Here is a 25601-nt window from a genome sequence, read left to right on the forward strand (position 1 = left end):
AGAATGCTTTTTGGACATTTCAGTCTGTCTGCATATCTAAAAGGGCATCTTTCTTATGATAATTCAAAGGCGCCTGTATAAAGCTGATAGTATTTTCCACGTTTTGCTATCAGGTCCTCATGACTTCCTCTTTCAATGATCTCCCCTAATTCCAGGACCATGATCACATCTGAGTTCTGCACGGTGGAAAGCCTGTGTGCAATAACAAAAACAGTTCTTCCCTTCATCAAAGCATCCATGCCGCGCTGTACGATGGACTCTGTCCTTGTATCAATGGAGGAGGTTGCCTCATCCAGTATCATAACAGGCGGGTCCGCTACCGCAGCCCTGGCAATCGAGATCAGCTGCCGCTGCCCCTGTGAAAGGCCGCTGCCGTCTCCTGAAAGGACAGTTTCATAGCCATCCGGCAGCATTCGGATAAATCCATCTGCATTGGCACGTTTCGCCGCCGCAATGCACTCCTCATCTGTCGCGTCTAACTTCCCGTATCTTAAATTTTCCATTACTGTCCCGGTGAACAGATTGACATCCTGAAGCACGATTCCCAAAGAACGCCGCAGATCCGCTTTCTTGATCTTGTTGATATTGATCCCGTCGTAACGGATCTTTCCGTCCGCAATATCGTAAAATCGGTTGATCAAATTCGTGATCGTAGTTTTCCCTGCCCCCGTAGCACCCACAAAAGCAACCTTCTGTCCCGGCTCTGCGTAAAGCGTGATGTTATGAAGCACCACCTTATCCTCCTCATAGCCGAAGTCCACGTCAAACATGCGCACCTCGCCTTTCAACTTAGTATAGGTCACAGTCCCATCCTCATGGGGGTGTTTCCATGCCCACAGCCCGGTGCGTTCCGGTGTTTCTGTCAGCACATCGTTCTCATATTTTGCATTGACCAGGGTGACATATCCTTCGTCCGTCTCGCTTTGCTCATCGATCAGTCCGAAAATCCGCTTTGCTCCGGCAAGAGCCATGATGATCGCACTTAACTGCTGCGATACCTGTCCCAGCGGCTGGATAAAGCTTCTGGAAAGCTGCAAAAAGGAGGCGATCATCCCCAGGGAAATAACATCTACCCCGGTCAGACTGATATTGGTCACTCCGCTGATGGCAAGCCCCCCGCCGACGATGGCTACCAGGACATACAGGACATATCCGAAGTTATTCATAACCGGCATGAGCACATTGGCAAAGGTATTCGCCTGTGCCGCTTCGTTGAATAGTTTCTCATTCTTTTTATCAAAGTTCTCTTTTGCCTTCTCTTCATGGCAGAATACCTTAACGACCTTTTGTCCGTTGATCATCTCCTCAATATATCCGTTCACATCACCGATGGAGGCCTGCTGTCTGACAAAATATTTTCCGCTGTTGCCGGCGATCTTTTTTACCACCTGCAGGATTAGGACAATAAAAATCAGTACAAACAGGGTCAGCCACACGCTGAGTGAAAGCATTGCAAAGAAGACTGACACGATCGTCACGATCGAGGAAAACAGCTGCGGGATACTCTGGGAGATCATCTGCCTCAGGGTATCCGTATCATTGGTATAGTGGCTCATGATGTCTCCATGGGAGTGGGTGTCAAAATATTTGATCGGAAGGGTCTGCATGTGGGAAAACATCTCATCCCTGATCCTTTTCAGTGTTCCCTGTGAAATCACAGCCATCGTCCGGTTATAGAGTAAGGTTGCCATGACGCCGATCAGATACACTCCCGCAAGCAGAATGACTGCCCGGAGCAGTCCGCTAAAATCCGGAACCGACTGCACAAGCAGCGGAGTGATATAATCGTCGATCAGCACCTGCAAAAATAAGGATGCCATGACACTTGCACCTGCACTTAACAGAATACAGATCAGAACAAAGATAAAACGGCCCTTATATTCTTCCAGGTATTTTATGATACGCTTTAAGGTCTGCATATCAAGCTTCTGCATCTTCTTTGTTTCATTCATTTTATTCATCTTCACTGCCTCCCTTCTTCTGGGATTCATATACTTCTCTGTAGATTGCATTTGTCTTCAATAATTCTTCATGGGTTCCGATCCCGTTGATCTTCCCATCGTCCAGGACGATCACCTGGTCTGCATCCTCTACAGACGAAACTCTCTGTGCGATAATGATTTTTGTTGTATCTGGTATCGCCTCACGAAATGCCTTCCGGATCATTGCATCGGTCCTTGTATCGACTGCACTTGTGGAATCATCCAAGATCAGGATCTTTGGCTTTTTCAAAAGTGCCCGGGCTATACACAGTCTCTGCTTCTGCCCCCCTGACACATTGCTGCCGCCCTGTTCGATGTAAGTATCATATCCCTTTGGAAAACGCTGTACAAAATCGTCTGCCTGTGCCAGCTCACATGCATGGACCAGCTCCTCATCCGATGCCTGCTCATTCCCCCAGCGCAGATTCTCCTTGATGGTGCCGGAGAACAGCTCATTCTTTTGAAGCACCATTGCCACCTGGTTACGGAGCACCTCAATATCATAATCCCGGACATCAATACCGCCCACCTTTAAGGAACCTTCTGTTACATCATAGAGCCTTGGGATCAGCTGTACTAATGTGGACTTTGAAGAACCGGTTCCTCCGATGATACCGATCGTCTCCCCGGAACGGATATCCAGATTCACATGATCCAGACACTTTTTATGCGCTTTATCAGAATAGCTAAAAGAAACGTCCTCAAAACGGATGGACCCATCCGGCACCTCCATCACCGGGTCTTCGCCGTCCTTAAGATCACTGACTTCCGTCAGCACTTCATAGATACGTTCCACAGATGCCTTTGACATCGTGATCATGACAAAGACCATGGACAGCATCATCAGACTCATCAACACCTGCATAACATAGGTGATCAGACTCATCAGTTCTCCCGTTGTAAAACCGCTTCCCGGACTGCCGCCGCTTAACACGATGGCTCTTGCCCCAAACCAGGAAAAGAAAAGCATACAGCCATACATACAGAACTGCATAAGTGGCATATTAAATGCAAGCGTCTTTTCCGCTTTTGAAAAATCCTTGTAGATCATTTGGGAAATATTTTGAAACTTTTTCCGTTCATAATCCTCCCTTACGAATGATTTGACAACCCGGATTCCCCGCACATTCTCCTGTACAACATTATTCAACTTATCGTAGGTCTTAAAAACTCTCCGAAAGATCGGATGTACTTTTGACATGATCACAAAGAGCCCGATCCCCAGAACCGGCACACATAGTAAGAAAATCATAGACAAACGTGCATTCACCCGGAATGCGCAAACCAAAGAAAAGATCAGCATCAGAGGGGATCTCATGGCTGTACGGATGATCATCTGGTAGGCATTCTGCACATTTGTCACATCTGTTGTCATTCTCGTCACAAGGCTGGATGTGGAGAACTTATCAATATTCGAAAAAGAGAAATTCTGTACATTATAATACATATCTTTTCTCAGGTTCTTCGCAAGCCCTGCCGATGCATATGCCGCTGTTTTTCCTGCAGCTGCACCGAAAAACAGGGAAAGAAATGCCGCGATCAAAAGGACAACGCCCACCTTCCAGATATGTTCCATATTTCCTTTATCAATACCATAATCGATCAGATTTGCCATCATCAGTGGGATCAGGACTTCCATTATGACCTCCAGTGAAACCAGGATGGGCGTCAAAATGGAGTCTTTTTTATACTCTCTGATACTTTTTGCTAACGTTTTTACCATCTCTTAACCTCCTTCTGTTTTTGTCCGACATCAAACAAATTGGAGAAAATTGAAGCCGGCATTCCGCCGGCTTACCCTTCACTTACATTTTTCTTGATCCGTTCTATATAGGAATAAAACTGTTCCAGCTCTTCTTCTGTAAAGCCTTTCACGATCCGTGCTTCCACGATCTCTCTGTTACGCTCCATTTCTTTCCCCAGCTCAACTGCTTTAGGTGTCAATGTCAGCTTTTTAAGCCTCGCATCCTCCGGCACACTCTCACGTCTTATCAGACCCTTTTCTTCCATCAGATTGACTACCTTGGAGGCTGTAGAGCGGGTGATATTGAACTCCGCTTCCAGATCCTTCTGATACACCGGCCTGCTTGAATGATCTCTTAGATAACCAATGATCCATCCGTTCGAGCCTGTGATCCTATTGATCTTAGTTGAATTCATCTGATTATCAATAAAACGCTTGATCAGATTATCCAATACCCGAAGCTCTCTTCCTACATACCGTTTTTTTTCCATTTCCGCCCCTCTGTTTGTTTGATACCTTATTGTTGTACATCCAACTGTTTGACATCTAACATTTTAACATTTGGTTTTTATCTTGTCAATACAAACCAGGAACATTTCTCTATATCCGCTTTTCCAGCGCCTTGAACGCTCCATTGATGACCAGCGCCAGTCCGGCAGACAATACACTCCCGGCGATGATCTTATAGATATTCATGGTCCTAAGTCCGTCAAACAGGATCTTTCCCAGTCCTCCGGCATTGATCATCGCTGCGATCGTCGCTATCCCGATCGTGGATATGACTGACAGCTGAATCCCCGTAAAGAATGCCTTTTTAGACAAAGGCAGACGTACTTTCCAAAGGACCTGCATCCTTCGCATCCCCATCCCTTCTGCTGCTTCGATCACTGCAGAATCCACCTGATACAAACCAGAAATAAAATTGCGCAGAAGAAGATACTGATTATAGGCGACCAGCACGATCTCTGCTGTCGTCGTCCCCAGCCCGGTAACCGGGATCAATAAGGCAAACAGGGCTAAACTCGGTACAGAATACAACACCGAAAATACATGGATCATGACTTCTCCTGCTTTCCTTGAGTACACACCCAGCACAGTCAGTATCGCTGCTATCAACAGGGAAAAGACCAAAGTGACCGCCACCAGTTCCAAATGCTGCAGAAGTGCCTCCAGCAGGTCATCATAATGTTTGCCCAGATATGCTGTCATACCACTCATACATATCCCTCCCAAAGCTTCTCCTGCTCCCTGGCTGACCGGATCAAAGCAGAGGTAAACTCATCTGCCGGATCATGGATGATATTCGCCGGTGTGTCAAACTGGCAGATCCTTCCCTCATTCATGATCATGACCTTTGTTCCCAGTTTAAACGCCTCATGAATATCATGAGTAACAAGCAGAAAGGTTCTCTTAAGCCCGCTGTGTATCCGTAAAAGCTCCTCCTGCAGCCCGATCCTGGTAATCGCATCCACTGCCCCGAAGGGCTCATCCATCAGCATGATCTTCGGTTCTACTGCTAACGCTCTTGCCAGACCTACTCTCTGCTGCTGCCCGCCTGAAAGCTGGGATGGATAACGCTTCTTGAATTCCTCTGGCTTTAGGCCTACCATCTTAAGCAGCTCGTCCACCCTGGCATCGATTTTTGCCTTCTCCCACTTTAAGAGCTTCGGGACGGTTGCGACATTATCAGCAATTGTCATATGGGGAAACAGCCCGGTCTGCTGGATCACATACCCGATCCGCCTCCGGAGCTTTACCACATCCACGGTGGAGGTATCTTCCCCGAACAGGAGGATGCTGCCTTCGTCAGGCTCATACAGACGGTTAACCATCTTTAACAGCGTGGTCTTACCGCAGCCGGATGATCCTAAGATCGTAATGAACTCACCCTCTTCTATAGAAAAGGAAACATGGTCCACCGCATAATATCCGGATCCGTTAAATGTCTTGCTCACTTCCCTGAACTCTATTGCCGGCACTGACATTGATGTGCCCTCCTTCCTGCCTTAACCTTCCAGTCTCACTCCCTATGTCTAAACTGCTTTGTACCCATATCCCCGACTGGATCTTCATCTCTTTCTTACTTAATGGAATCGTAATATTCCTTAGCAACATCCTCGTACTCTTCTTTATCTACATCTACCTTTGCATTCAAAGCCGTGATTGACTCGGTATCCATCTTGGCACTGATTCCATTCAGGATATCTGCAATATCCGGATGAGCTTCTAATACATTGTCGCGTACGACCGGTGCCAGATTATACGGAGGCCATACCTGCTTGTCATCCTCAAGAAGCGTGAACTTCTCCTTGTCAGCAAGGGGCCCTTCAGTCGTATAAGCCGGTGTCACGTCAGCCTCATCATTGGAGAGGACCTCATATTTTAGTCCGCCGTCGTAGACCTTGGAAGACTTCCAGTCAAACTTCCCATACGCCTTTTCCAGGGCCGGGATGCCGTCTTCTCTCTCATTGAACTCTCCCTGTGAAGCAAATCTGAGCTCTGAGGCATGCTTCTGCAGATCAGAAATCGTCTTGATCCCCAGCTTTTCTGACAGATCGGTACGGATAACCAGCCCCTGTCCGTCATTCGCCTGAGAATAATCAAGCCATGTAAGCTGAAACTGCTTTTCATATTCATCCTTAACCGTATCATAGACCTCCTGAGGGTCTGTAATCAGATCCATCCCTAAAACAGAGAGAAGACCTGTGCCTGTATATTCCGGATACAGATCGATCTCATCATTCACGATGGATGTGTGGATCACAGAACCTGCAATATCAAACACACGCTCTACCTCATACCCTGCATCCTCCAGCGCAAGAGCATAGATCTCGGATACGATCATCCCTTCCGTAAAATCCTTGGATCCAACACGTATCACACTGCCTGCAGCATCCCCTGACTTTCCTTTTTCATCCTTCTTACCTCCGCACGCCGTAAGCGAAACAAGCATCACTGCACACAGACACGCTGCTGCGATTCTCTTCATCTTTGATCTCATCTTCTTTTCTCCTTTTCCTGTATACTTATACTTCATGAATATCCTTTCCAGCAGATTAAAAATCACACCTGTCAGGATCGACAAAAGTGCAACTGAGACCCCGCCTGCCAAAAGCAGGTCCGTCCTGTTCAGGCCCAAACCGGTAAAAATGATCCCGCCCAGACCTCCTGCACCGATCTTTGCCGCGATCGTCGCACTGGCTATGATCTCGATCATAGCCGTCCTTGCTCCGGTCAAAATGGATGGGGCCGCAAGCGGCACCTTTACCTTCCAAAATATCTGTCTTAGTGTCATCCCCATCCCGGCTGCCGTCTCCAGCATAAACTCCGGGACCGCCTCGAAACCATCCGCCGTATTCATCAGGATCGCAGGCACAGCAAGCAGTATAAGCGCAGTCATTGCCGGCCTGACGCCCGTCCCCATAATGGGAATCAAAAGGATCAGGACCGCCAGGCTTGGAATGATCCTCAGCACTTGAAAGATCCCGACGATCCATCTCTTCGTCTTTCCATACCTAACACACAGATACCCGAGAGGAATCCCGATCAGAGCAGCCACAAGCAGTGATAAAAGACTGATACTGATATGTTCACCCAGGCTGGTCAGATACTCATCCATACTGTTGGCAAAATACGACTGCATCTTGATCAAAACTTCATTCATTGACCTCTCCCATTCCTCTCTCTTTCTTTTGTCTTAACACCGACATGATTATTATGTGTATTAATATCAGTATAATGCAAAACCGCCCTGAAAGCAAGAACGTTTTCGAATATATGTTCGTTTTTACCTTTCTATTGTAGTTTAAGAACAGCATCTACAGGACAGACATCCCTGCATGCCCCGCAGTGCAGACAGTGCTCTGCCTGTATAATAAATGGTGAACCTTCTGTGATGCATTCCTGCGGACAGACCTTTCTGCATTCACCGCAGCCTATACAGGAGTCCCTGATCAAAAATCCTGCTTTTTCTTCTTCCGTCCCATAGGAAAAAGCTTCCCTGTTAATAGGATGGTGAAGCAGGTCGAACCATTCTCCGCACCCCTCATAAATCAGAAATACATCTAATATCAACCTTGTCTCTCCCGGATAAACCTCATTCATTCCCGGGTTGTCCCTGAATACTTTTTCAAGCCATTCCTTTCCCGCCATCTTTACCTTTCCGTTAAATTTCAGTGACTGGCAGTTTGGACACATCGCACTTAATGCGATCTCTCCTGTCTCCACCAGCTGTTCATAAAACGGTTTTCCCTTTGATGTGACAATATACATTCCCTCATCAGATGCAATCATGATATTAATGATCCGGCTGTGGGGATGTCCCTCTTTATCCACCGTTGCCGCCGATGCTATCTTCACCTGCCGAAACATATCTACATATTTTCTTGCCTTTTCATTCATATGTCTTCCCACCTTTCCCAGCTTTTTATACTCTGCTTCCGGCTTCCCTGAAAACAGGCCTTCCTTATACAGATATCATATCTTCCCAGGTTCTAAACGTAAAGTACGCACAAAAAAGTGTCCTGGTATCTTTTAGAAACTATACTACTTTATTGTAACTGCTTTTCTTTTGCAGATCCAAGGTATATAATTGTCCCATAGTCACCCAAAAATATTTACTGTTTTTTGGATACCATTTCTTATTTATATGAAGTACAAGGAGGACAGCAATTATGGAAACCATAACTAGAATTCCTGAGTGCCCTGTTGAAATGACACTTCAGCTCATCGGAGACAAGTGGAAGGTTCTGATCATCCGGGATCTCCTTAGCGGAACAAAACGCTTCAACGAACTCATGCGCTCCGTCGGCGGGATCAGCCAAAAGGTGCTCACCAGTAACTTAAGGTCACTGGAGGCCTCCGGTCTGGTTAATCGGAAAGTTTACCCGGAAGTCCCTCCCAGAGTTGAATACTCACTTACAGAAACAGGGATAAGTTTAAAACCGATCCTGGATTCTATGATCGAGTGGGGTACAGCCTATAAAAAAAAGATTGGTAAATAGCCAATCTTTTTTACTTCTGCCGCACCTCCCGCGGTGAACACCCGTAGATCTCATGGAACATCCGGTTGAACAGCTTATAATTCGTAAAACCGTGCTTCTCTGCCAGCTCCATGATCCCGTCTCCGGTGTTACAGATATCATAGTAAATGTGCATCAGACGGACCTGATTCACATATCTGGAAAAGGTCACTCCCATGTTTTTCTTAAAAAAGCGGCTGAAGTATTCCCTGCTCAGGAAAAAATGCGATGCAATACTTTCCAGTGAAATACTCTCGGTATGGTGCTCTTCTATATAATCCGTGATCTCCCCCAGGCGTTCCAGGCTCGTCTCTTTCTCGGCGATCCCCGTTTCTTCTCCCCGTATGGAAAAGCTGCTGAGCATTTCAAAAAATATTTCCATTGCCACTGCCTGATTCTGCAGTTGGTATCCCAGCGGCTGTGTCACATAGAGAGGCGGCAGCCTTTTCAGCAGATTACAGACTTCCAGATACTTTCCAACCCTTTCCTTATCCAGCGTTTCCCGGGAGCACTCAAACCTGAATTCGTCAATCTCCTCAAGATAGGTCTTCATTCTGTTTCTGGAATAGTGGATGACCACCATCATGGATGCCTTGGCACATTTCAATTCATGAATCTGGTTAGAGTCCACGATCACAAACTCCCCTGCCACCATCGTATGGTCCTTCCCCTCAAAGATAACATTTCCGACTCCATTCAATATATAGATCAGCTCCACCGCAGCATGCCAGTGTGCAGGAATGTACTGGCCCTTATTGGTGTAATACTGAATATCGATTCCTGTTTTCTCCAGCTTATAAAGCGGTTCATAAAGCATTTTTCGGTTCCTCCTTCCCCTTTTTATTCTTTCTTATAAAATCAATCTAAAGGAGCATGTGTTGCGGGGTGCCCTTTGGGTATACCTTACTCCGCAGCTTATGCTGCGGACCCGCCCGGAGGGCATGTGTTGCGGGATGCCCTTTGGGTATACCTTATATCCTCTTTTCACAAATGTCAATATTGACCTAATAAAAAGTCAAAATATTATCTAAAATCTATCTTTTGCGCGTGATATCATAATAACTGTCAAAAGGAAATGTCAAAAAAGAAAGGAGAATGTACTATGAGTAATACATGTGCAGCAACAATGAAAGCTACGGCTTCTGTAAACTATGAAAAGAAGGTTTCTTTATTCGAGCGCTTCAAAAATTACATGCTTGAAAACAGCGAGGTCATCTGTGCTGGTCTGATTTCTATGAACGGCGGTACTTACATTCCGACAAAATTAAGAAACAGATAGTGTGAACGTCATGGAATACAAAGAAGTCAAGAAAGTACAGAAAGAAGAGTAAAACAGCAGGTATCCCCTATTTCAGGAACCTGCTGTTTTTGTATTATTTCCAGATGATGTCTCCCTTGCGTCTTGGTGCTGTACGCAGATATGTAACTGCTGGATATCCCAGAAGCATACAGCAGGAAACTGCCTTTTCTCCTATCCCCAGCCATTCCCTTAATGCAGGTCTTGCACTGACGATACGCATCAGATAGCCGCTGTACAGTGCTCCCAGTCCTTCTGCTGCGGCCACATTCTCTATATTGGCAGCTGCCAGCCCTCCGTCTAAGGGATTGTCTGACGCGATCACCAGAAAAGCAGGAGAATTAAAGAATAAATCATCTGCCTTTGGATCCGCCTTCCATTTCTCATAAAAGCCGCTGAAGATCCTAGCGTATACCGGCGCCGTCTTTTTCAGCTGTTTTAAAAGTTCCGGCATCTCCTCCCATAACAACTGCTTAAATACTTCCAAATCCTCCTGCACAAAGACAAAGGTACAGCCCTGCAGATTCCTGGCGGTTGCACTGTAGCGCCCCGCATCCAGGATATGCTCTGCCTTCTCCTTCTCAACCTTATCCGGCCTGTAATTACGGATACTCCTTCGAAACTTTACCGCGTGGAGCATATTTTCCGGTCTGACACAAAATGTCTCTGCATCATACTCTTCGACGTCCTCCATATCATATTCCGGGATAGATACGGCTCCTGCCGGGCATAAAGCCACGCAGTGTCCACATTCCATACAGGGCCTGGTCACCTTTGCCTTTCCATCCTCCAGAGCAAGCGCCCTGCCGAAGCAGTCCTTAATGCATGCTCCACAGCCAATACAGATATCCTGTTCTATTTTTACCATTACGATCAATACCTCCTTATCTTCCATCTGTTTTTTATTATATCACGAATTCCTATCCATTTGCTATGCTGAGCAGATACCGTTCCATTTTTCTGAATTTCTGCATTATAATAAACATTCTTTCAATAATGACAGCCTCAACAGGACAGCTGTTTCACATATATTTCCATTTAACGGACATACTATATCAGAACATTCCTACGTGGCCTTAAGGACTTTGCCTGCCACACCCTATTTTCATGGCAGTCATATCAGAAAATGATGAAACGGCAGACCGGGGAATGCAGCAATCGTAAAAAAGGAGGAGCATTTACATGAAAGCAGAAATTGACAGAGACGGATGTATCAGCTGCGGCCTGTGCATAGCAACCTGTCCGGAGGTTTTCGGCATGGCTGACGACGGACTTGCAGAGGTGATCGGAGATATCACTTCTGACACCGAAGAAATGGCACAGGAGGCGGCAGATAACTGCCCCGTAAGCGTTATAGCCGTCGAATAGCAGACCGTACAGTCAAAAAAATGCCCCATCTATTGAAGTTCTACCCTAAACCGTGCTATATTGGACTTAGCACATTTCTGGTTTGGCTGATGGGGAGGCAGATATGGATACAGTGATCGAAGTAAAAGAACTGGTAAGAGACTATGGTACGATCGAGGTACTCAAAGGGTTGGATTTCAGCGCCCATGAGGGAGAGTTTATCACAATCATGGGCCGCTCCGGCGGCGGCAAAAGTACCTTTTTAAAAGTATTAGGGCTGGTGGACCGCCCCACCTCAGGCAAGGTGTATTTCAGAGGGGAAGATTCCGAGGACCTGTGGGATTCCCAGCTGGCTGATATCCGGCGCAGAGAGATCGGTTACGTGCATCAGGATTCGCGGCTGATGGACTGCCTCACAGTAGAGCAGAACATCAAGCTCCCTATGATCCTGGACAAAAAGGATTCAAAGACCATGCAGAAGCGTACTCAAGAGATCGCCGCACGTTTTGGGATCGCTGCTCTGACAAAAAAATATCCCTCTGAGCTTTCCGGCGGGGAAAAGCAGCGGACCGCCATCTGCCGCGCACTGATCAACAATCCTGATATTCTTCTGGCGGATGAGCCCACAGGAAACCTGGACAGCCAGTCCGGTGAAGTCGTGATCCATGCGTTAGAAGAGATCAACCATGACATGGGCAAAACTGTCATCCTTGTGACTCATGACCCTAAGCTTGCAAGCTACAGCCAGAAAACAGTCCTTCTAAAGGACGGCTTGATCCTGGAAACCATCGTCCGGCCTGAAGGAAATAAAAACGAGACACAGAGAGCATACTATCAGATGATCATGGAAAAAATGGAGGAACTATAACAGTCCCTCCATTTTTTCATGTCCCTTTATTGAAAGCAGAATATCCACAAGTTTAGGATCAAACCATCGTCCGGCCTTTTCCCGGATCTCCTCCAGACTCATTCCCTCAAAGTAAGCCTCAGAAAGTGCCAGGATCCTTGACATAAGAGGGATGTCCTCTCCAGATAGTCCGGCCGGCTGCCCGCTTCCATCCCAATGCTCCGTGTAATACAAGATACAGTCGGCCTCTTCGTGATATTCATCCAGCGTAGACAAGATCCGGTATGAAATCTCCGAATGCTGCCGTATCGTACTGTCTTCCCGGCTCTGTGCCGACAGCTCCAGATCTGCAAAGGTACACATTCCCACTTTTCTAAGCTGATAACTCTTTTTCAGCAGATTTGCGGACTTGACATTAAGACTTTTCGTAAATCCCTCCAGAAGCTTCTCCTCTTCCATTGTTAAATCTCTGATCAGGCCGTTCTTTGCTGCCTGTCCCATAATATCAGACACCATGCTGTGCTTTATCTGGCTGCTTTTGCTGAGCTTCTGCGCATACATCATCTCATCCGCCGCTTTTAACGTCTCACCGATGGGCTGCAGGCAGTCTTCCTTTAATGCATATCCCATGGACACAGATACCTTCATTCCGCACACAGACGGGCGTTCAAATATCTCCTGGATCCCAAGGATTATCTCCCTCGCCTCTTCTCCTGACATTTTCGGGAAAATGATCGTAAACTCATCCCCACCGGTGCGTGCAAGGACGCCCCTGTCCCCGCAGCCTTCCTTAAGGCATTCTGCCGCCTTGCATATCAGCCGGTCACCCGCTGCGTGTCCAAATACATCATTTACAAACTTTAAACCATTCAGGTCGCAGCCCACGATACACAGAGGCAGATATTGCTTCCCATCCAGCTTCATCAGTTCCCGTTCAAAATAACGCCTGTTGAACAGCCCTGTCATGGAATCGTGGAAGCTTAAGTATTCGGCGGCTTTTCTCTTCTCCTCCCTGATCACTGCTTCATGGACGATCGCCTGGATCCCGTCCGAGATCTCATCGATCTCCTTATTCGAAAACCAGGAGGCCTCAAGCGTATCTACATCCCCCTTTGCCAGGTGCTGCACACGCTCCGCCAGCTCTATGATAGGTTCCGCAAAACGAACACTTAACACTTTGCTTAAAATAAAACTCAATACAAGCGAAACGATCAGGATCAAAAGAATAAGAGAAATAAAACTATAGTAAACAGGTTTAAAGATCTCTGCCCTGTCAATCGTCGTTCCCGCAAGAAGCCGGGTCTCCGGAATCCATTCGAAGTACGCAAGTTTCATGACCCCGTCCTTCTTAAAGTAGGCATAATTGCGCTCTCCGGCTACGATCTCATCCCAGACGTCACTGTCGATCCGCGTCTGCACCGACTCATTTATCTCTTCCTCATCCGGGTGAGCCAGGATCAGACCCTTAGTATTCACCAGAAAGCTTCTCTGTGATTCATAATGATACGTTGTACTTAGCTGCTTGTTAATACTTTCATTGGAGCAGTCAATGGCAATAACACCGGTAAATTTCCCATTTTTATTGATCAGTCTTTTGCTCTGGCTTAACAGCCATTCCCCTGTGATCATATCCTTATAGGAAGTCTGGGCAACACCGTCCTGCCTCCTGGCTGCCAAATACCACGGTCTTTCCGTCGCATCGGATTTCTCCGGCAGCGGATAACCGGCAACACAGATCTTACCATCTGTATACCCTGCATAAATATATGTTACGCGCGGAATCTCCTTCTCCACCTTTGCCATTGTCTCAATTACCTGATCATAGCTGTCTTCATTGGCATTGATCACAGCCTCATCATGTGAAAGGATCTCAATGACAGAAGAGCTCTCATAAAACATCCCTACCATATATGTCACGATCTGGCTGTTACAGTCACGCAGCTGATTCCTCACGCTTTCCTCGCTGTTGTCATACACAACCCACAGAAAGATCCCCGCAAACAATAAGGATATCAGGATAAAAAATAAAAATCCCACAAAAAATATTTCTTTTTTTATACTGAGACGGCCCTTTAGCTGTCCCTTAAAATTATTTTCCAAAAACACCACCCCATAGATATCTTTTCAGAGTCTGGTTCTTTTGATTCAAGCTGCGTATAATATATTACCATTATTTTCCAAAAAAGTATATCTTTCGAAGGCTTTTCATAAATTAATTTTGTGGTTTTTTTCGACAAAATATGCCTGACCCCCTGTAAACATAAAGCCAGGAGTCATATTCTCAGCATTCTCATATGACTCCTGGCTATCTTTTATAAGACTTTCTTTATGCCTTTCCGTTGCTTTGGCAGACGATTATTTTTTCCATTACATAGCGCTTTACCTGCTCTCTTCCGGCCGCATTATATTTTTTGGGATCGATTATATCCTGCTGGGCATGAAGGACTGATCTAAGTCCTTTTGTAAAAGCGATACGCAGATCCGTTGCATAGTTCACCTTGCAGATGCCTCGTTTGATACATTCGCGCACAGTCTCATCGGGTACTCCGGAGGTCCCATGAAGGACAAGCGGGACAGATACCCGCTTTCTGATCTCGCAAAGGCGGTCCAGGTCCAGCTTCGGAATCCCTGTGTATACACCATGTGCAGTACCGACCGCAACTGCCAGGGAATCCACCCTGGTCAATTCTACAAAACGCGCAGCCTCTTCCGGATCTGTGTAAGGATTCCCCGCTCCTGCCTCCAGATCATCCTCTTTCCCTCCGACCTTTCCAAGCTCTGCTTCCACCGGAATTCCTGCCGGATGACATGCATCTGCAACTGCCCTGCTAATAGCAACATTTTCCTCCCAGGTTCCGTGGGAGCCATCGATCATGATGGACGTATAACCAGCCCGATAGGCCTGCATGGCAAGCTCAAAGCTGCTGCCATGATCCAGATGCATAACGACAGGCACACTCACCTTCTCTGCCGCTGCTTTTACATTTGCATAAAAAAAGTCAAGATCCGCATATTTCACCGTAGACGGCGTGGTCTGCATGATGACCGGGGATTTAAGCTCCTCTGCTGCTGCGGCCACAGCCTGCACCATCTCCATATTTTCCACATTGAACGCACCCACTGCATAACCTTTTTCCTGTGCATCCAACAATAATTCCTTTGTTGTCACTAATGGCATCCTATTCCCTCTTTTCTATTCTATTTATCTCTACCTGGTTAAAGATTCTTTCCTGTACCTTACGTTCAAAATACCCGGTCCTTGGCGAAAGAGCAGCCGCTGCTGACGTTGCCACAGCAAACTTAAGTGCCTCTTTCGGAGTATACTTCCTTTCCATTGCCACGGCGAAAGCTCCTACCATGGAATCCCCGCATCCAACGGTATTAACAGCTTCAAGCCTGGGGACCTTTCCATGCCAAACGCCCTCACTGCATGCAAGCAGAGCCCCCTCCCCGCCAAGAGAAATCACAGCATAAGGAATTCCTCTCTTGTAAAGTTTCCATGCACAGCTCACCACATCCTCAAACCCTTTCACTTGAATCCCGAAAAGAGCCTCGATCTCATCCTTGTTCGGTTTTATCATGGTTGGACATGCTTTTAATCCATTCTTTAAAAGTTCCCCGCTGGTATCTAAGATCACCTGCTTCCCCATATCCATCGCGCACTGTACCAGCTGCTGGTAGATATCTTTAGAGATCCCTGCAGGCACACTCCCCGAGAGAGTTACGACACTGCTGTCTAAGATCAGCTCAGGGAAACGCTCAAGGAACGCGTTCTGCTCCTGCATCGTGACAGCTGCGCCAGGCTCCAGGTATTCTGTAGATCCGTATCCCTCATCTAAAATATTGATGCAGCTTCTCGTCTCTGCCGCAACATGGACGAACCGATGTAAGATGCCATCCTGACAAAGCAGGGATTCCAGATAAGCCCCGTTAAAACCACCCGAAAATCCTGTTGCCTGCACCTCCTCCCCACAGATCTTTATGACCCGTGCTACATTCAGCCCTTTCCCGCCTGCGCTGTTTTTACAGGAGGCAACACGCATGACCGATCCGTTCTCAATGCGGCGGTCCATGAAGTACGCCTTATCGATGGACGCATTCAATGTCACTGTTGTTATCATCGTTTTTACCTCTCACTGTCGATCAGTATCTTTCCTTTCACGTTTCCCGGTGTCTTGTACATCTCAAATGCACTCCCAATCTGGCTGAGCGGGATCTTTTTGTAGAGGAAGGAATCATCAAATTTTAACTTACCTGTTCTGAAATAGTGCGCCGTAAGCTTCCACTCTTCCCCTGGAAAGGGTGCACTGTAGGACATCCAGGAGCCTGTCAGGGTAAATTCCTTACGGTTCATATTCTCCCACTCTTTTACTGTGAAGCTTAAATCCCTTGTCGGTGTACCTACGAAGCAGACACCTGCTTTATTAGCAGCCAATTCAAATGCCATCTTCATTGTGATGGTATTTCCGGCAGTCTCATACACATAGTCAAATCCTTTTCCATCCGTCAGTGCAAGTGCCTTATCCATATAATCCGGCTCAAGCGTATTGATCCCGGCTGTGGCACCCAGCCTTTTCCCAAGCTCTAGACGTTCATCAGCGATATCGAATACTACTGCCTTTTCTGCCCCGAAGATTTTAGCCCACTGCATAACAAACATCCCGATCGTCCCGCCTCCAAGGATGGCCACTGTTCTGCCGCCCTCGTAGGACAGTCTTTTTAATCCATGCAGTGCCACTGTGGCAGGTTCAAAAAAGGCACCCTGCTCAAAGGAAACTTCATCATCAAACGGAACCGCATTCCTTTCCGGGACAACCACATACTCTGCAAAGCTTCCGAATTCGCGGGACCCGATGAAGCTATAGTGCCTGCACAGGGAATAATCCCCCCTCTGGCAGTCCTCACATTCCATGCATGGGACAAGAGGAACTCCGGCAACCCGGTCTCCCAAAGAGACTTTTGTAACCCCTTCTCCCACCTCCTCAACGACCCCGGAAAATTCATGTCCCAGTATATTCGGAAAAAAATGGCATGCGTCCCCATTTACCCTTGGCACATCAGAACCGCAGATTCCGGTATACTTTACTTTTATCAACACCTGTCCTTTTTGAGGAACAGGTTTTTCACACTCTTCATAGCGAATATCATTTTTTGCGTGGACAACTCCTGCTTTCATCATTCATCCTCTTCTTTCACTTAAGCTTCTTCTGATTCTGCTGCCCTTTTCTTAGAGCAGCGGACTGCAAATATTATGCAGAAAAGATAACCGATCAGGACAACTACCATTCCCATCAGGTTTTCTCTTGCAAAGATCTGTGTAAACACGTATGTAATAGGAGATCCTCCCTGATCCATTGCCGCCATCAGGCTGCTCCCGTCTGTAGTACCTGTTGTCACTGCCAGCTTAGTCAGCCATGGAATCGTCTGGTTTGTGATCCAGATCGTAACGAACATAATGGCACTTCCTGAGATCAAGGTACGGAATAAGTTTCCCTTATGTACTGCCACAGCAATTGCAATAAAGAAGCCAATGGTAGCCAGATCCCCAAAGGGAAGCACCTTATTTCCTGGCACAATTACTGCGATCAGCAGTGTCAGGGGGATAAAGATCAGCCCCGCTGTCACAACCTGGGAGTCTCCCAGAAGAATCGCCGGGTCCAGCCCGATATAATACTGGGAATTTCCAAATTTCTTAGACATGATCTCCTTTGCCCTCTCTGAGATCGGCATCAGCCCTTCCATGATACATTTTACGATCTTCGGCATCAGCACCATAACAGCAGACATTTTTACGCCCAAGGGAAGTGCCGCCTGGGGACCGTATCCTGCCAGGAAGCCCACTGCCGTACCCAGGATTCCTCCGATAACGATAGGCTCGCCCAGGACACCCACCTTCTCCTGCAGTGTATCGGCAGTAAGATCGATCTTATTCATGCCCGGAATCTTATCAATGACTGCATCGATCACACAAGCGATGGGGGCCATATAAGCGGAGGTTCCATGCGGTACCGTCAGACCATCTAGTTCAAAATAATCCGACATCAGTGGAGCCCAGATATCTCCTAGTTTATACGCAATGGCTGCATGTACGACTACGCCCAGGATTCCGATCCAGAATTTTCCTGTCACCGCATATGCGATGGCTCCCGTGAATGTCATATGCCAGATATTCCAGATATCAATATTGACTGTTCTTGTCAGTTTTGTCACAAGCATGACCACATTCACCAGAATCGCGACCGGTATCGCAACAGTCGCAATATTAGAAGACCAGGTAATCGGGGATGCCCCCGGCCAGCCGATATCCACAACACTTAAGGACAGCCCAAAGCGCTCTGACATTGCCTGCGCTGCCGGTCCCAGCTCTGCATTCATCATGTCTACGATCAGGCCAAGCCCCACGAAGCCAACCCCGATCATCAAGCCGGAACGGACTGCTTTTCCGACTTTGATCCCTATGCATATACTGATGACTGCTATCACGATGGGAAGCATAACAGAAGCCCCCATATCGATTATGTAATTAATTCCATTTCCTATCATTTCCAACATTTCTCATCATCCTCCAGAATGTTTTCTTAAGCATTCGATCAATCTTTCAATACATCCAGTATGGCCGCTTCTGTTTTCTCCACGCCTACACCGGAAATAAAAGGCATCCCTGTGATCAGCGGTACCCCATAGTCTCTCTTGACCTTGGATGTTGTAACGATCAGGCTCGTTCCCGGAAGATTTGACTCGATCTCTGAAATTCGGATCTGACAGATTTCTACGTCGATCCCATTCTTTTTACACAATTCTACGACTTTATTTGCTGCGATAGTTGAAGTTGCTACTGCTCCGCCACATGCTACGATTACTTTCTTTTTCATAATGAATTCTCCTTTTCTCTGATGATCTCAATGATTTCTTTTTTCTCTTTTACCTCTAATAATTTCTCTAAAACATCTGTATCCTGGATGATGGCTATGATCTGCTGCAAATTCTCTAAATGCGCATTCGGATCCTTCACCGCCAGCATAAATACAAGCCTGACTTGAGTCGTCTCATCGTCCGTCCCCATCTGGATAAAGATGACCGGATCCTCTAAAACTGCGATCGCGATCCCTGGTTTGTTCACGTGGCTGACATCCGTATGTGGAATTGCCACTCCGATCCCGTTTACATCCAGCCCCGTCGGGAATTCCCTCTCCCGTTTGATCAGGGCGTCTGCATAGGTTTCTTTACAATATCCTTCCTCTATAAAGGCTGCACCCAGCTGCCTCATGACATCGTCTGAAGTCCCAGCCCTAAGCCCTGTGAAGATCAGGGAATCTTTTAACTCCTCCCAAATCATATCTCTAACTCCTTTCGCTTTTAGCACTTAATTGATGATAAACCTTGAAAGATTTTTTGCTTGCCGGCTTCTCTCTTTCTTTACCTCTATCCTAGCATGTGTCTCCTGTGAAAAACAGTCAAAGGTATTTCACTTTTTTTGCAAAAAAATAGAACGGTCAAAATCATTTCAAACATATGGGAAAGGATTTTGACCATTCTTATGAAATTACTTTTTGCTGGTTCTTCTGTTATTATACCGGCTTTTACCGTCCCTGTTTTTCGCTTAGCTTCCTGCGAAACTGACTGTTAATATTCTGCCGTCTTGTATTCAAATTCCTCGATAATATGAGCAGCCTCAAGTGCAGTCTGGCATTTCCTGAGCCTCATTATAAATTCTCCATTCTGCAGCATATTGACCAGGTTAAAAAATGCTTTTAGATGAGTCTTATGATCCACCGCACTTAGGCAGCAGACGAATTCCACAGGATCATTCTCCTCGTCCCCAAAACACACAGGAGTCTTTAAACGGATCAGGTTCATGCCCACCTTCACACTGCCCTGCTCCAAGCCTTCATGCGGAACGGCAAATCCTCTGGCCAGGACCACATAGGGACCGTTTTCTTCTATATTATGGATCATTGCATCGATATAGCGTTCTTCAATGTATCCCTCTTCTAAAAGCTTCTCTGCCGATCTTAAAACCGCCTCCCTCCAGTCTGCACACTCTGCCCCTAGCTGGATATGGCTCTCCGGCAGAAGATGATGCAGATCCGGGGAAAAGATTTCTGCATCCGCCTCCACAGACTGTTTAAAATATCCTCGCACTACCTTCCTGACCTCTTTCATCACGTCCGGCGCAGTTTCCGGCACCATTCGATAGATGACTGGGGCAAGCTGCTCCAAAAGCCCCTTTGCGGTCATCTCCTTTGCTTCCACGCGTGAGGGAAGATGTCGGCTGTTACGAAGTGCATCGATCTTATTGCCGACCCGGATATAATCCTCGTCACTTAGCATCGGGGAGACGATCACATACTCCACCCTGCAGTCCGGCAGTGGAACCGTAGAAATGATAAAATCGGCCTGCTTCTGGGTAATATTTTTTGCCTCGTGGGAAGAAATGATGTCTACGATCTGAAAATTAAAGTGCTTCTTCAGTCTTTCCATCAAAAGCTGAGAGGTCCCGATGCCGCCATGACAGGCAACGATCACATGGAAAGCTATTTCCTTATTCTTCTTCCGTTCCAGTGCGGCACAGACATGAATCGTAATATAGGCCACCTCATCCTCTGTAAGCACTCTTCCTACATGCCGGCAGATCACGCCAAGCTGCCTCTTCACAACTTCGAATACATCCTGATTGTCCTCTAACACTTCCCTGATGAGAGGGTTTGCCGGATAAGAGGCCGGTTTTGATGTAAAGACGGATTCCAGGTGGTTGGACAGATTTTCAAAGAAATCATAATCACTGTTTAAGTTGATCTCCAATTCTTCGGAAATATTTTCAATAAACTGTCTCGTAATGAGCTGTATTCTGACGGCCTCGCGTTCATTAGACCTCTGCCTGATATAACGGGCCATCGTCAGCATTTCACTCAGGAACTGAACTTCATCCTCCGTCGTGTTGATCTGGCAGTACTGGGAGATATATCTCAGGATATCCTGTGCCATCCTGTATTTACTGTTATCTTTTTTCTTGCGGATCTCCATATACTCCCCCTGGAGATTCCGATTCACCATAATCCCAAGGTATAATATCAGCTTCTGGAAGGAATCATCTGTAAGAAAACTCTTGTGCAGATGTTCCTGCTCACTCAGGATCTTCTGGATGGTGATCTTGTTTCCAGCCCGGACACTGATATATTTAGAGGCTGCATCCTCTTCTGCCGCCCGTCCACCTGTATCTATGGTATCTGCTGCACCACCCAGCCCCATCAGGAACAGGCGTTTATCACTTTCTCTTCCCTCCACACGCAGCCCTTTGTTGGGATGAGACAAAACCTCCAGATTTCCAGAACGGATATAGGCTTTGATATCGTCCAGATCATTGATGACCGTTGCCCTGCTTACAAACAGGCTGTCTGCAATGGTAGACAGAGTGATATATTCTGAAGAGCTGATCAGCATAGCTGCTGCGATCGTTTTTCGTTCCTCTTTGGAGAGCTTGTACACATAGTAATCCTTATCAGACACCAACCCTAATATCTTCGGAAAATCTTCATTTCTATGGATCTGTCCCCCGCTTTTTAATTCAAGCTCTGTAAGGCTGTTTTCCCTCAGGATCTCATTGATCGCATTCAGATCATTCCGAATGGTCCTCTGGGAAACCTGAAATTGGTCTGCCAGATCAGAAATCTGTATCAGCCTGTCCAATTGATTTAATTCGTTTATGATAGACACAGTCCTTTTGTTCATTCAAAACCCTTCTTTCAGCTAGATCAAAGCCATCACTGCCTCTGCAATCTCACCCGCGTTTTCTACCACCCGGTCTGCAGACCGGATCTCTTCCGGTGCATATCCATAAGCACAGCCTATAACTGGAATATGGTTTTCTCCTGCCGCCTCAATATCAAACTTCCGATCCCCCACCATACAGGCAGCCTCACAGCCAAGCTGCCTAAGCAGTGTTCCCAAGACCTCTGCCTTGGTATTACCCATTTTCAGGGAACCGATCACCGGGAAATAGTCCTTAAGCTCTATCATTTCCAATACATGCTCAATGTGCTCCGGAAAAGCATTGGAGCAGACCGCCAATTCATAACCTGCCTTAAGAAGCCTATCCAGGCTCTCTTTCACTCCCGGAAAGGCCGCAGCATGTTCTTCCATCAGACGGAATTCATATTCTCTGATGTCCCTGCGCCAGTCAGACAGCTCCTTTCCTTCCAGGCTTCCGAAAAGCTTCTCTATGATCCCCGCCGGACTCAGGCCGATACAGGATAATATCTCCGTCTCCTCAGCCTCCCTTCCCCTCTTTTTCAATGCCCTTTTGTAGGCTTCCAGGGCATACAGCGCAGTCTGGTTCAATGTACCGTCAATATCGAAAATCACATATTTACTCATGATAACCTCCATGTATTATATACTTCGTCCTCTTTAGCGATTCTAATATAACATAATATGCCTCGCAGCGGAAAGTCTAAAATATTGCATGGAAGCCGGAAGAGAACTACACTAATATCTATCTTAAAAAGCTTCTGGAAAAACAGTCTATTCATTTTTACTTTCTTCTGTTTCCGTAAGCAGACGTTTATAGTAAGAACCCGCCGTGTAGAGTGCTGCCACCGGATTATGTCCCAATACCCGGTCCTTTACCACGAGTGTTGTCACCGGTGCTTCCGAATACTTATAAAACAGACTGTCATGCCCCACACAGAGTCCCATCACTATATTCAGCTCTGTGTTTTCCGCATTCAGACGTTTTGCCTGATGAATGGGATTGCACATATTCTTCCCCACTTTTTTGCAGGCTTCATCGATTCCAACACGTGTCTTATCTACTGCCCCGGCTTTGCATGCTATGCCAATCACTTCGAATCCTTTTTTCCTAAGAATGGATGCCAGTATCCTGGATTCGCTGATCAAACCCACGCATGTAGCGATTCCCAATTTTTTGAATCCCATCCTTTTGGCAAACTCTGCCGTCTCCTCGACTCTCGTCATCATACCATAGAACTCGGCCTCAACATTGGCCGCCTCGATCATGATCCTGTGATTCTCTTCCTCCTCATATAAACTCAGTGCTTCCTCCATAACAGCCTCGTCCCGGTTTTCTGTTGTCACACAAAACTTAGGATATGTCTTATTTCCCACATCGCAATTCACGGCTGCACAATCAATGCAGCTCCTTATCAGCTCTTTTTCCATGAATCTGTACCTGCCTTTTTACTTTCTCGTTATTTTTCTTCTATTATACTGTTCCTGCTGTGGTATTGCCAGATAAACATAGAAAATCAGGAGTGAATTTAAGGTCTAGAATAATCTGATCAAGGTCTGTTGCGGGGAGGATTGGGAAATTATGGTCAATTGAAAAGTACAGGGGATAGTGGTATGATAGATAGACAGGGGTATTGTGAAATCACATATAAATGAGGGGGCATCAATTTATGGAAAATTTATTTGCAAAGAGATTGAAAATACTTAGACTGTCACACCGCATGACGCAGGATCAAGTCGCAGACTACCTCGGTGCAAGCCGTCAGGCTATCGCAAATTATGAACGAGGAAAACGGGAATGTGGAATTGACTCCTTGATTTTGCTGGCAGATCTGTTCGGCGTCAGTGTGGACTTTTTGATCGGACATTCGGACTATCGGAATGGATAGTCCGTTTGCCGGTCAAAAAATAAAGATATAAAAAAACCGGTATCCCTCGTGCTTCCAAGGAACTCCGGTATCTCATCTCGGTAATCGGAGTGACAGGATTTGAACCTGCGACCTCTACGTCCCGAACGTAGCGCTCTACCAAGCTGAGCCACACTCCGATATGTATGAACTTTTGTCTCTCTTAAAGAGAAAATTAAGAATCTGCTTTCGCAGATTCTTAACTACGGATAGAGGACTCGAACCTCTACTAACAGAGTCAGAGTCTGCTGTGCTGCCATTACACCAATCCGCATCAGCATTTTGTTTTGTCTTGTCCGACGCAACATGGTTATTATAACAAACTCCCGGAAAAAATCAACCCCTTTTTTTAATTTCCATCAAAAAAAATTTTTAGGCGTTATTTTCTGAATATTCAGAAAACGGAGTGCAAAGGGGTCAGACCCCTTTGCAGACCCCTTTGCAGGTCGCTCTGTCCCCTTTTATAATGCCTTGATCCGTTCCATGGCCGCTACTGTATTCTCATAGCTGCCGAATGCAGTGAGCCGGAAATATCCTTCCCCGCTTGGCCCAAATCCAGAGCCCGGGGTTCCTACCACATTCGCTTTTTCAAGCAGGTAGTCAAAGAATTCCCAGGAATCCATTCCCTTCGGGGTTTTTAACCAGATATAAGGAGCATTGACTCCTCCAGACACACTATAGCCTGCATCCTTTAAACCATGATAGATTATTTTTGCATTATTCATATAGTATGCTATCTGTTTTTTAAGCTGTTCACGGCCTTTATTGGAATATACTGATTCACCTGCCCGCTGAACGATATAGGGAGCTCCATTATACTTTGTGCCGTGACGTCTTGCCCAAAGGGAATGCAGCGTCACGTCACCGCATTTCAAATCCTTCGGTATGATCGTAGCGCCTAAGCGGACTCCGGTAAAGCCTGCATTCTTAGAGAAGCTTCTCAGCTCTATGGCGCATGTCCTTGCACCTTCACACTCATAAATCGTATGAGGCACATCCTTCTCCGAAATATATGCTTCATATGCAGCATCATAAATAATAACGGCACCCACACGGTTTGCATAATCCACCCATTCCTGAAGCTGTGCTTTTGTCAGGGTCGATCCCGTTGGATTATTCGGGAAACACAGATAGATAATATCCGGTGTTTCTTTTGGAAGCTCCGGTGCAAAACCTGTGGCTTCTGTACACGGCATATAAATAACATCACTCCAAGTCCCGGTCCTTTCATCATAAGTGCCAGTCCTTCCTGCCATAACATTTGTGTCTACATAAACAGGGTATACCGGATCACAGACCGCGATTTTATTATCTCTACTAAAGATTTCCTGAATATTGCCTGAATCACATTTCGCACCGTCGGAAATAAATACCTCATCTGCTGCAATGTCACAGCCGCGGGAACGGTAATCATGCTCTGCCATCGCATTTCTTAAAAATTCATAGCCCAGATCCGGCGCATATCCGTGAAATGTCTCTGCATCCCCCATCTCATCTACTGCATTGTGCAGAGATTCTATAATAACCGGAGCCAGTGGCTGGGTAACATCTCCGATTCCAAGACGGATAATTGTTCTGTCCGGGTTTTCTGCCGTATATGCATTCACTTTTTTGGCAATCGTTGAAAACAAATAGCTGCCGGGTAATTTTAAATAGTTATCATTTATTTTAAACATATCCGTTCTCCTTTTTGTATACTTAGTCTCTTG

25 protein-coding genes, 2 tRNA genes and 1 pseudogene are annotated in these 25601 nt (G+C 46.4%); 5 read left to right on the forward strand and 23 right to left on the reverse strand.

The genetic code is table 11. The annotated features are described in order from the left end of the window. Positions 1-53: 53 nt before the first annotated feature. From AC4OGX_RS16775 to AC4OGX_RS16810, 8 genes and pseudogenes are all read right to left on the reverse strand, one after another. A complete protein-coding gene (locus AC4OGX_RS16775; RefSeq protein WP_493331801.1) occupies positions 54-1961 on the reverse strand; it encodes an ABC transporter ATP-binding protein in 1908 nt (635 codons plus the stop codon). Then, positions 1954-3705 carry an ABC transporter ATP-binding protein gene (locus AC4OGX_RS16780; RefSeq protein ID WP_493331802.1) on the reverse strand — a complete coding sequence of 584 codons (1752 nt, stop codon included), beginning with the start codon at positions 3703-3705 and terminating at the stop codon, positions 1954-1956. The genes AC4OGX_RS16775 and AC4OGX_RS16780 overlap by 8 nt, the downstream gene beginning before the upstream one ends. Positions 3706-3776: 71 nt before the next feature. Further along, a complete protein-coding gene (locus AC4OGX_RS16785) occupies positions 3777-4217 on the reverse strand; it encodes a MarR family winged helix-turn-helix transcriptional regulator (protein WP_493331803.1) in 441 nt (146 codons plus the stop codon). Positions 4218-4326: 109 nt separating this feature from the next. Beyond that, entirely contained in the window at positions 4327-4944 is a 618-nt protein-coding gene (locus AC4OGX_RS16790) for an ABC transporter permease (RefSeq protein ID WP_493331804.1), read from the reverse strand. Further along, positions 4941-5711 carry an ABC transporter ATP-binding protein gene (locus AC4OGX_RS16795; protein ID WP_493331805.1) on the reverse strand — a complete coding sequence of 257 codons (771 nt, stop codon included), beginning with the start codon at positions 5709-5711 and terminating at the stop codon, positions 4941-4943. Before AC4OGX_RS16795 ends, AC4OGX_RS16790 begins: the two co-directional genes overlap by 4 nt. Before the next feature lie 95 nt (positions 5712-5806). Beyond that, positions 5807-6763 (reverse strand): glycine betaine ABC transporter substrate-binding protein, encoded by a 957-nt coding sequence (locus tag AC4OGX_RS16800; protein ID WP_493331842.1) that lies wholly within the window; start codon positions 6761-6763, stop codon positions 5807-5809. Between the two features lie 66 nt (positions 6764-6829). Further along, a pseudogene (locus AC4OGX_RS16805) lies at positions 6830-7390 on the reverse strand (ABC transporter permease); the annotation flags it as partial. A 131-nt stretch (positions 7391-7521) separates the two neighbouring features. Then, positions 7522-8127 (reverse strand): 4Fe-4S binding protein, encoded by a 606-nt coding sequence (locus AC4OGX_RS16810; RefSeq protein ID WP_493331806.1) that lies wholly within the window; start codon positions 8125-8127, stop codon positions 7522-7524. Positions 8128-8399: 272 nt separating this feature from the next. Between AC4OGX_RS16810 and AC4OGX_RS16815 the strand changes: the two genes are divergently transcribed. Then, on the forward strand, positions 8400-8729 hold the full coding sequence (locus tag AC4OGX_RS16815) for a winged helix-turn-helix transcriptional regulator (protein WP_493331807.1): 330 nt from the start codon (positions 8400-8402) through the stop codon (positions 8727-8729). A gap of 10 nt (positions 8730-8739) precedes the next feature. Here the strand turns inward: AC4OGX_RS16815 and AC4OGX_RS16820 are convergent, their stop codons facing one another. Then, positions 8740-9564 (reverse strand): AraC family transcriptional regulator, encoded by an 825-nt coding sequence (locus tag AC4OGX_RS16820; protein WP_493331808.1) that lies wholly within the window; start codon positions 9562-9564, stop codon positions 8740-8742. 285 nt (positions 9565-9849) lie between these two features. Between AC4OGX_RS16820 and AC4OGX_RS16825 the strand changes: the two genes are divergently transcribed. Further along, complete coding sequence (locus AC4OGX_RS16825; RefSeq protein WP_493331809.1) at positions 9850-10026, forward strand: hypothetical protein; 177 nt, start codon at positions 9850-9852, stop codon at positions 10024-10026. A gap of 94 nt (positions 10027-10120) precedes the next feature. Here AC4OGX_RS16825 and AC4OGX_RS16830 read toward each other — a convergent pair whose 3' ends face one another. Further along, a complete protein-coding gene (locus AC4OGX_RS16830; protein WP_493331810.1) occupies positions 10121-10939 on the reverse strand; it encodes a nitroreductase family protein in 819 nt (272 codons plus the stop codon). 287 nt (positions 10940-11226) lie between these two features. On the opposite strand from AC4OGX_RS16830, the gene AC4OGX_RS16835 reads away from it, so the two are divergent. Both AC4OGX_RS16835 and AC4OGX_RS16840 read left to right on the forward strand, forming a co-directional pair. After that, complete coding sequence (locus tag AC4OGX_RS16835) at positions 11227-11412, forward strand: ferredoxin (RefSeq protein ID WP_493331811.1); 186 nt, start codon at positions 11227-11229, stop codon at positions 11410-11412. Between the two features lie 103 nt (positions 11413-11515). Next, positions 11516-12259, forward strand: coding sequence for an ABC transporter ATP-binding protein (locus AC4OGX_RS16840; protein WP_493331812.1), 744 nt, complete (start codon positions 11516-11518; stop codon positions 12257-12259). Here AC4OGX_RS16840 and AC4OGX_RS16845 read toward each other — a convergent pair. The 10 genes from AC4OGX_RS16845 to AC4OGX_RS16890 form a co-directional block, all read right to left on the reverse strand. Next, the gene (locus AC4OGX_RS16845) at positions 12254-14275 is read right to left on the reverse strand and encodes a diguanylate cyclase domain-containing protein (protein WP_493331813.1); all 2022 of its coding nucleotides are present in this window, start codon (positions 14273-14275) and stop codon (positions 12254-12256) included. The genes AC4OGX_RS16840 and AC4OGX_RS16845 overlap by 6 nt on opposite strands. Positions 14276-14564: 289 nt before the next feature. Then, complete coding sequence (locus AC4OGX_RS16850) at positions 14565-15416, reverse strand: class II fructose-bisphosphate aldolase (RefSeq protein ID WP_493331814.1); 852 nt, start codon at positions 15414-15416, stop codon at positions 14565-14567. A gap of 1 nt (position 15417) precedes the next feature. Then, the gene (gene pfkB, locus AC4OGX_RS16855) at positions 15418-16359 is read right to left on the reverse strand and encodes a 1-phosphofructokinase (RefSeq protein ID WP_493331815.1); all 942 of its coding nucleotides are present in this window, start codon (positions 16357-16359) and stop codon (positions 15418-15420) included. A gap of 5 nt (positions 16360-16364) precedes the next feature. After that, a complete protein-coding gene (locus AC4OGX_RS16860) occupies positions 16365-17414 on the reverse strand; it encodes a galactitol-1-phosphate 5-dehydrogenase (RefSeq protein WP_493331843.1) in 1050 nt (349 codons plus the stop codon). Between the two features lie 20 nt (positions 17415-17434). Then, entirely contained in the window at positions 17435-18790 is a 1356-nt protein-coding gene (locus tag AC4OGX_RS16865; RefSeq protein WP_493331816.1) for a PTS galactitol transporter subunit IIC, read from the reverse strand. A gap of 38 nt (positions 18791-18828) precedes the next feature. Further along, the gene (gene gatB / locus AC4OGX_RS16870) at positions 18829-19110 is read right to left on the reverse strand and encodes a PTS galactitol transporter subunit IIB (protein ID WP_493331817.1); all 282 of its coding nucleotides are present in this window, start codon (positions 19108-19110) and stop codon (positions 18829-18831) included. Further along, the gene (locus tag AC4OGX_RS16875) at positions 19107-19574 is read right to left on the reverse strand and encodes a PTS sugar transporter subunit IIA (RefSeq protein ID WP_493331818.1); all 468 of its coding nucleotides are present in this window, start codon (positions 19572-19574) and stop codon (positions 19107-19109) included. Before AC4OGX_RS16875 ends, gatB begins: the two co-directional genes overlap by 4 nt. Before the next feature lie 287 nt (positions 19575-19861). Beyond that, positions 19862-21967 carry a BglG family transcription antiterminator gene (locus AC4OGX_RS16880; RefSeq protein WP_493331819.1) on the reverse strand — a complete coding sequence of 702 codons (2106 nt, stop codon included), beginning with the start codon at positions 21965-21967 and terminating at the stop codon, positions 19862-19864. Positions 21968-21985: 18 nt separating this feature from the next. Then, positions 21986-22612: an HAD family hydrolase gene (locus AC4OGX_RS16885; RefSeq protein WP_493331820.1), complete on the reverse strand. Its 627-nt coding sequence runs from the start codon at positions 22610-22612 to the stop codon at positions 21986-21988. A gap of 147 nt (positions 22613-22759) precedes the next feature. After that, positions 22760-23416, reverse strand: coding sequence for a DUF1847 domain-containing protein (locus AC4OGX_RS16890; protein WP_493331821.1), 657 nt, complete (start codon positions 23414-23416; stop codon positions 22760-22762). Between the two features lie 239 nt (positions 23417-23655). Here AC4OGX_RS16890 and AC4OGX_RS16895 point away from each other — a divergent pair, with 239 nt between their 5' ends. After that, complete coding sequence (locus AC4OGX_RS16895; RefSeq protein WP_493331822.1) at positions 23656-23874, forward strand: helix-turn-helix transcriptional regulator; 219 nt, start codon at positions 23656-23658, stop codon at positions 23872-23874. A gap of 84 nt (positions 23875-23958) precedes the next feature. Here AC4OGX_RS16895 and AC4OGX_RS16900 read toward each other — a convergent pair. From AC4OGX_RS16900 to AC4OGX_RS16910, 3 genes are all read right to left on the reverse strand, one after another. Beyond that, positions 23959-24032 (reverse strand) — tRNA-Pro (locus tag AC4OGX_RS16900). 63 nt (positions 24033-24095) lie between these two features. Then, positions 24096-24166: transfer RNA gene (locus AC4OGX_RS16905), tRNA-Gln, on the reverse strand. 187 nt (positions 24167-24353) lie between these two features. Continuing rightward, complete coding sequence (locus AC4OGX_RS16910; protein ID WP_493331823.1) at positions 24354-25568, reverse strand: LL-diaminopimelate aminotransferase; 1215 nt, start codon at positions 25566-25568, stop codon at positions 24354-24356. Between the last annotated feature and the right edge of the window lie 33 nt (positions 25569-25601).

It is taken from the genome of Faecalicatena sp., assembly GCF_058819085.1.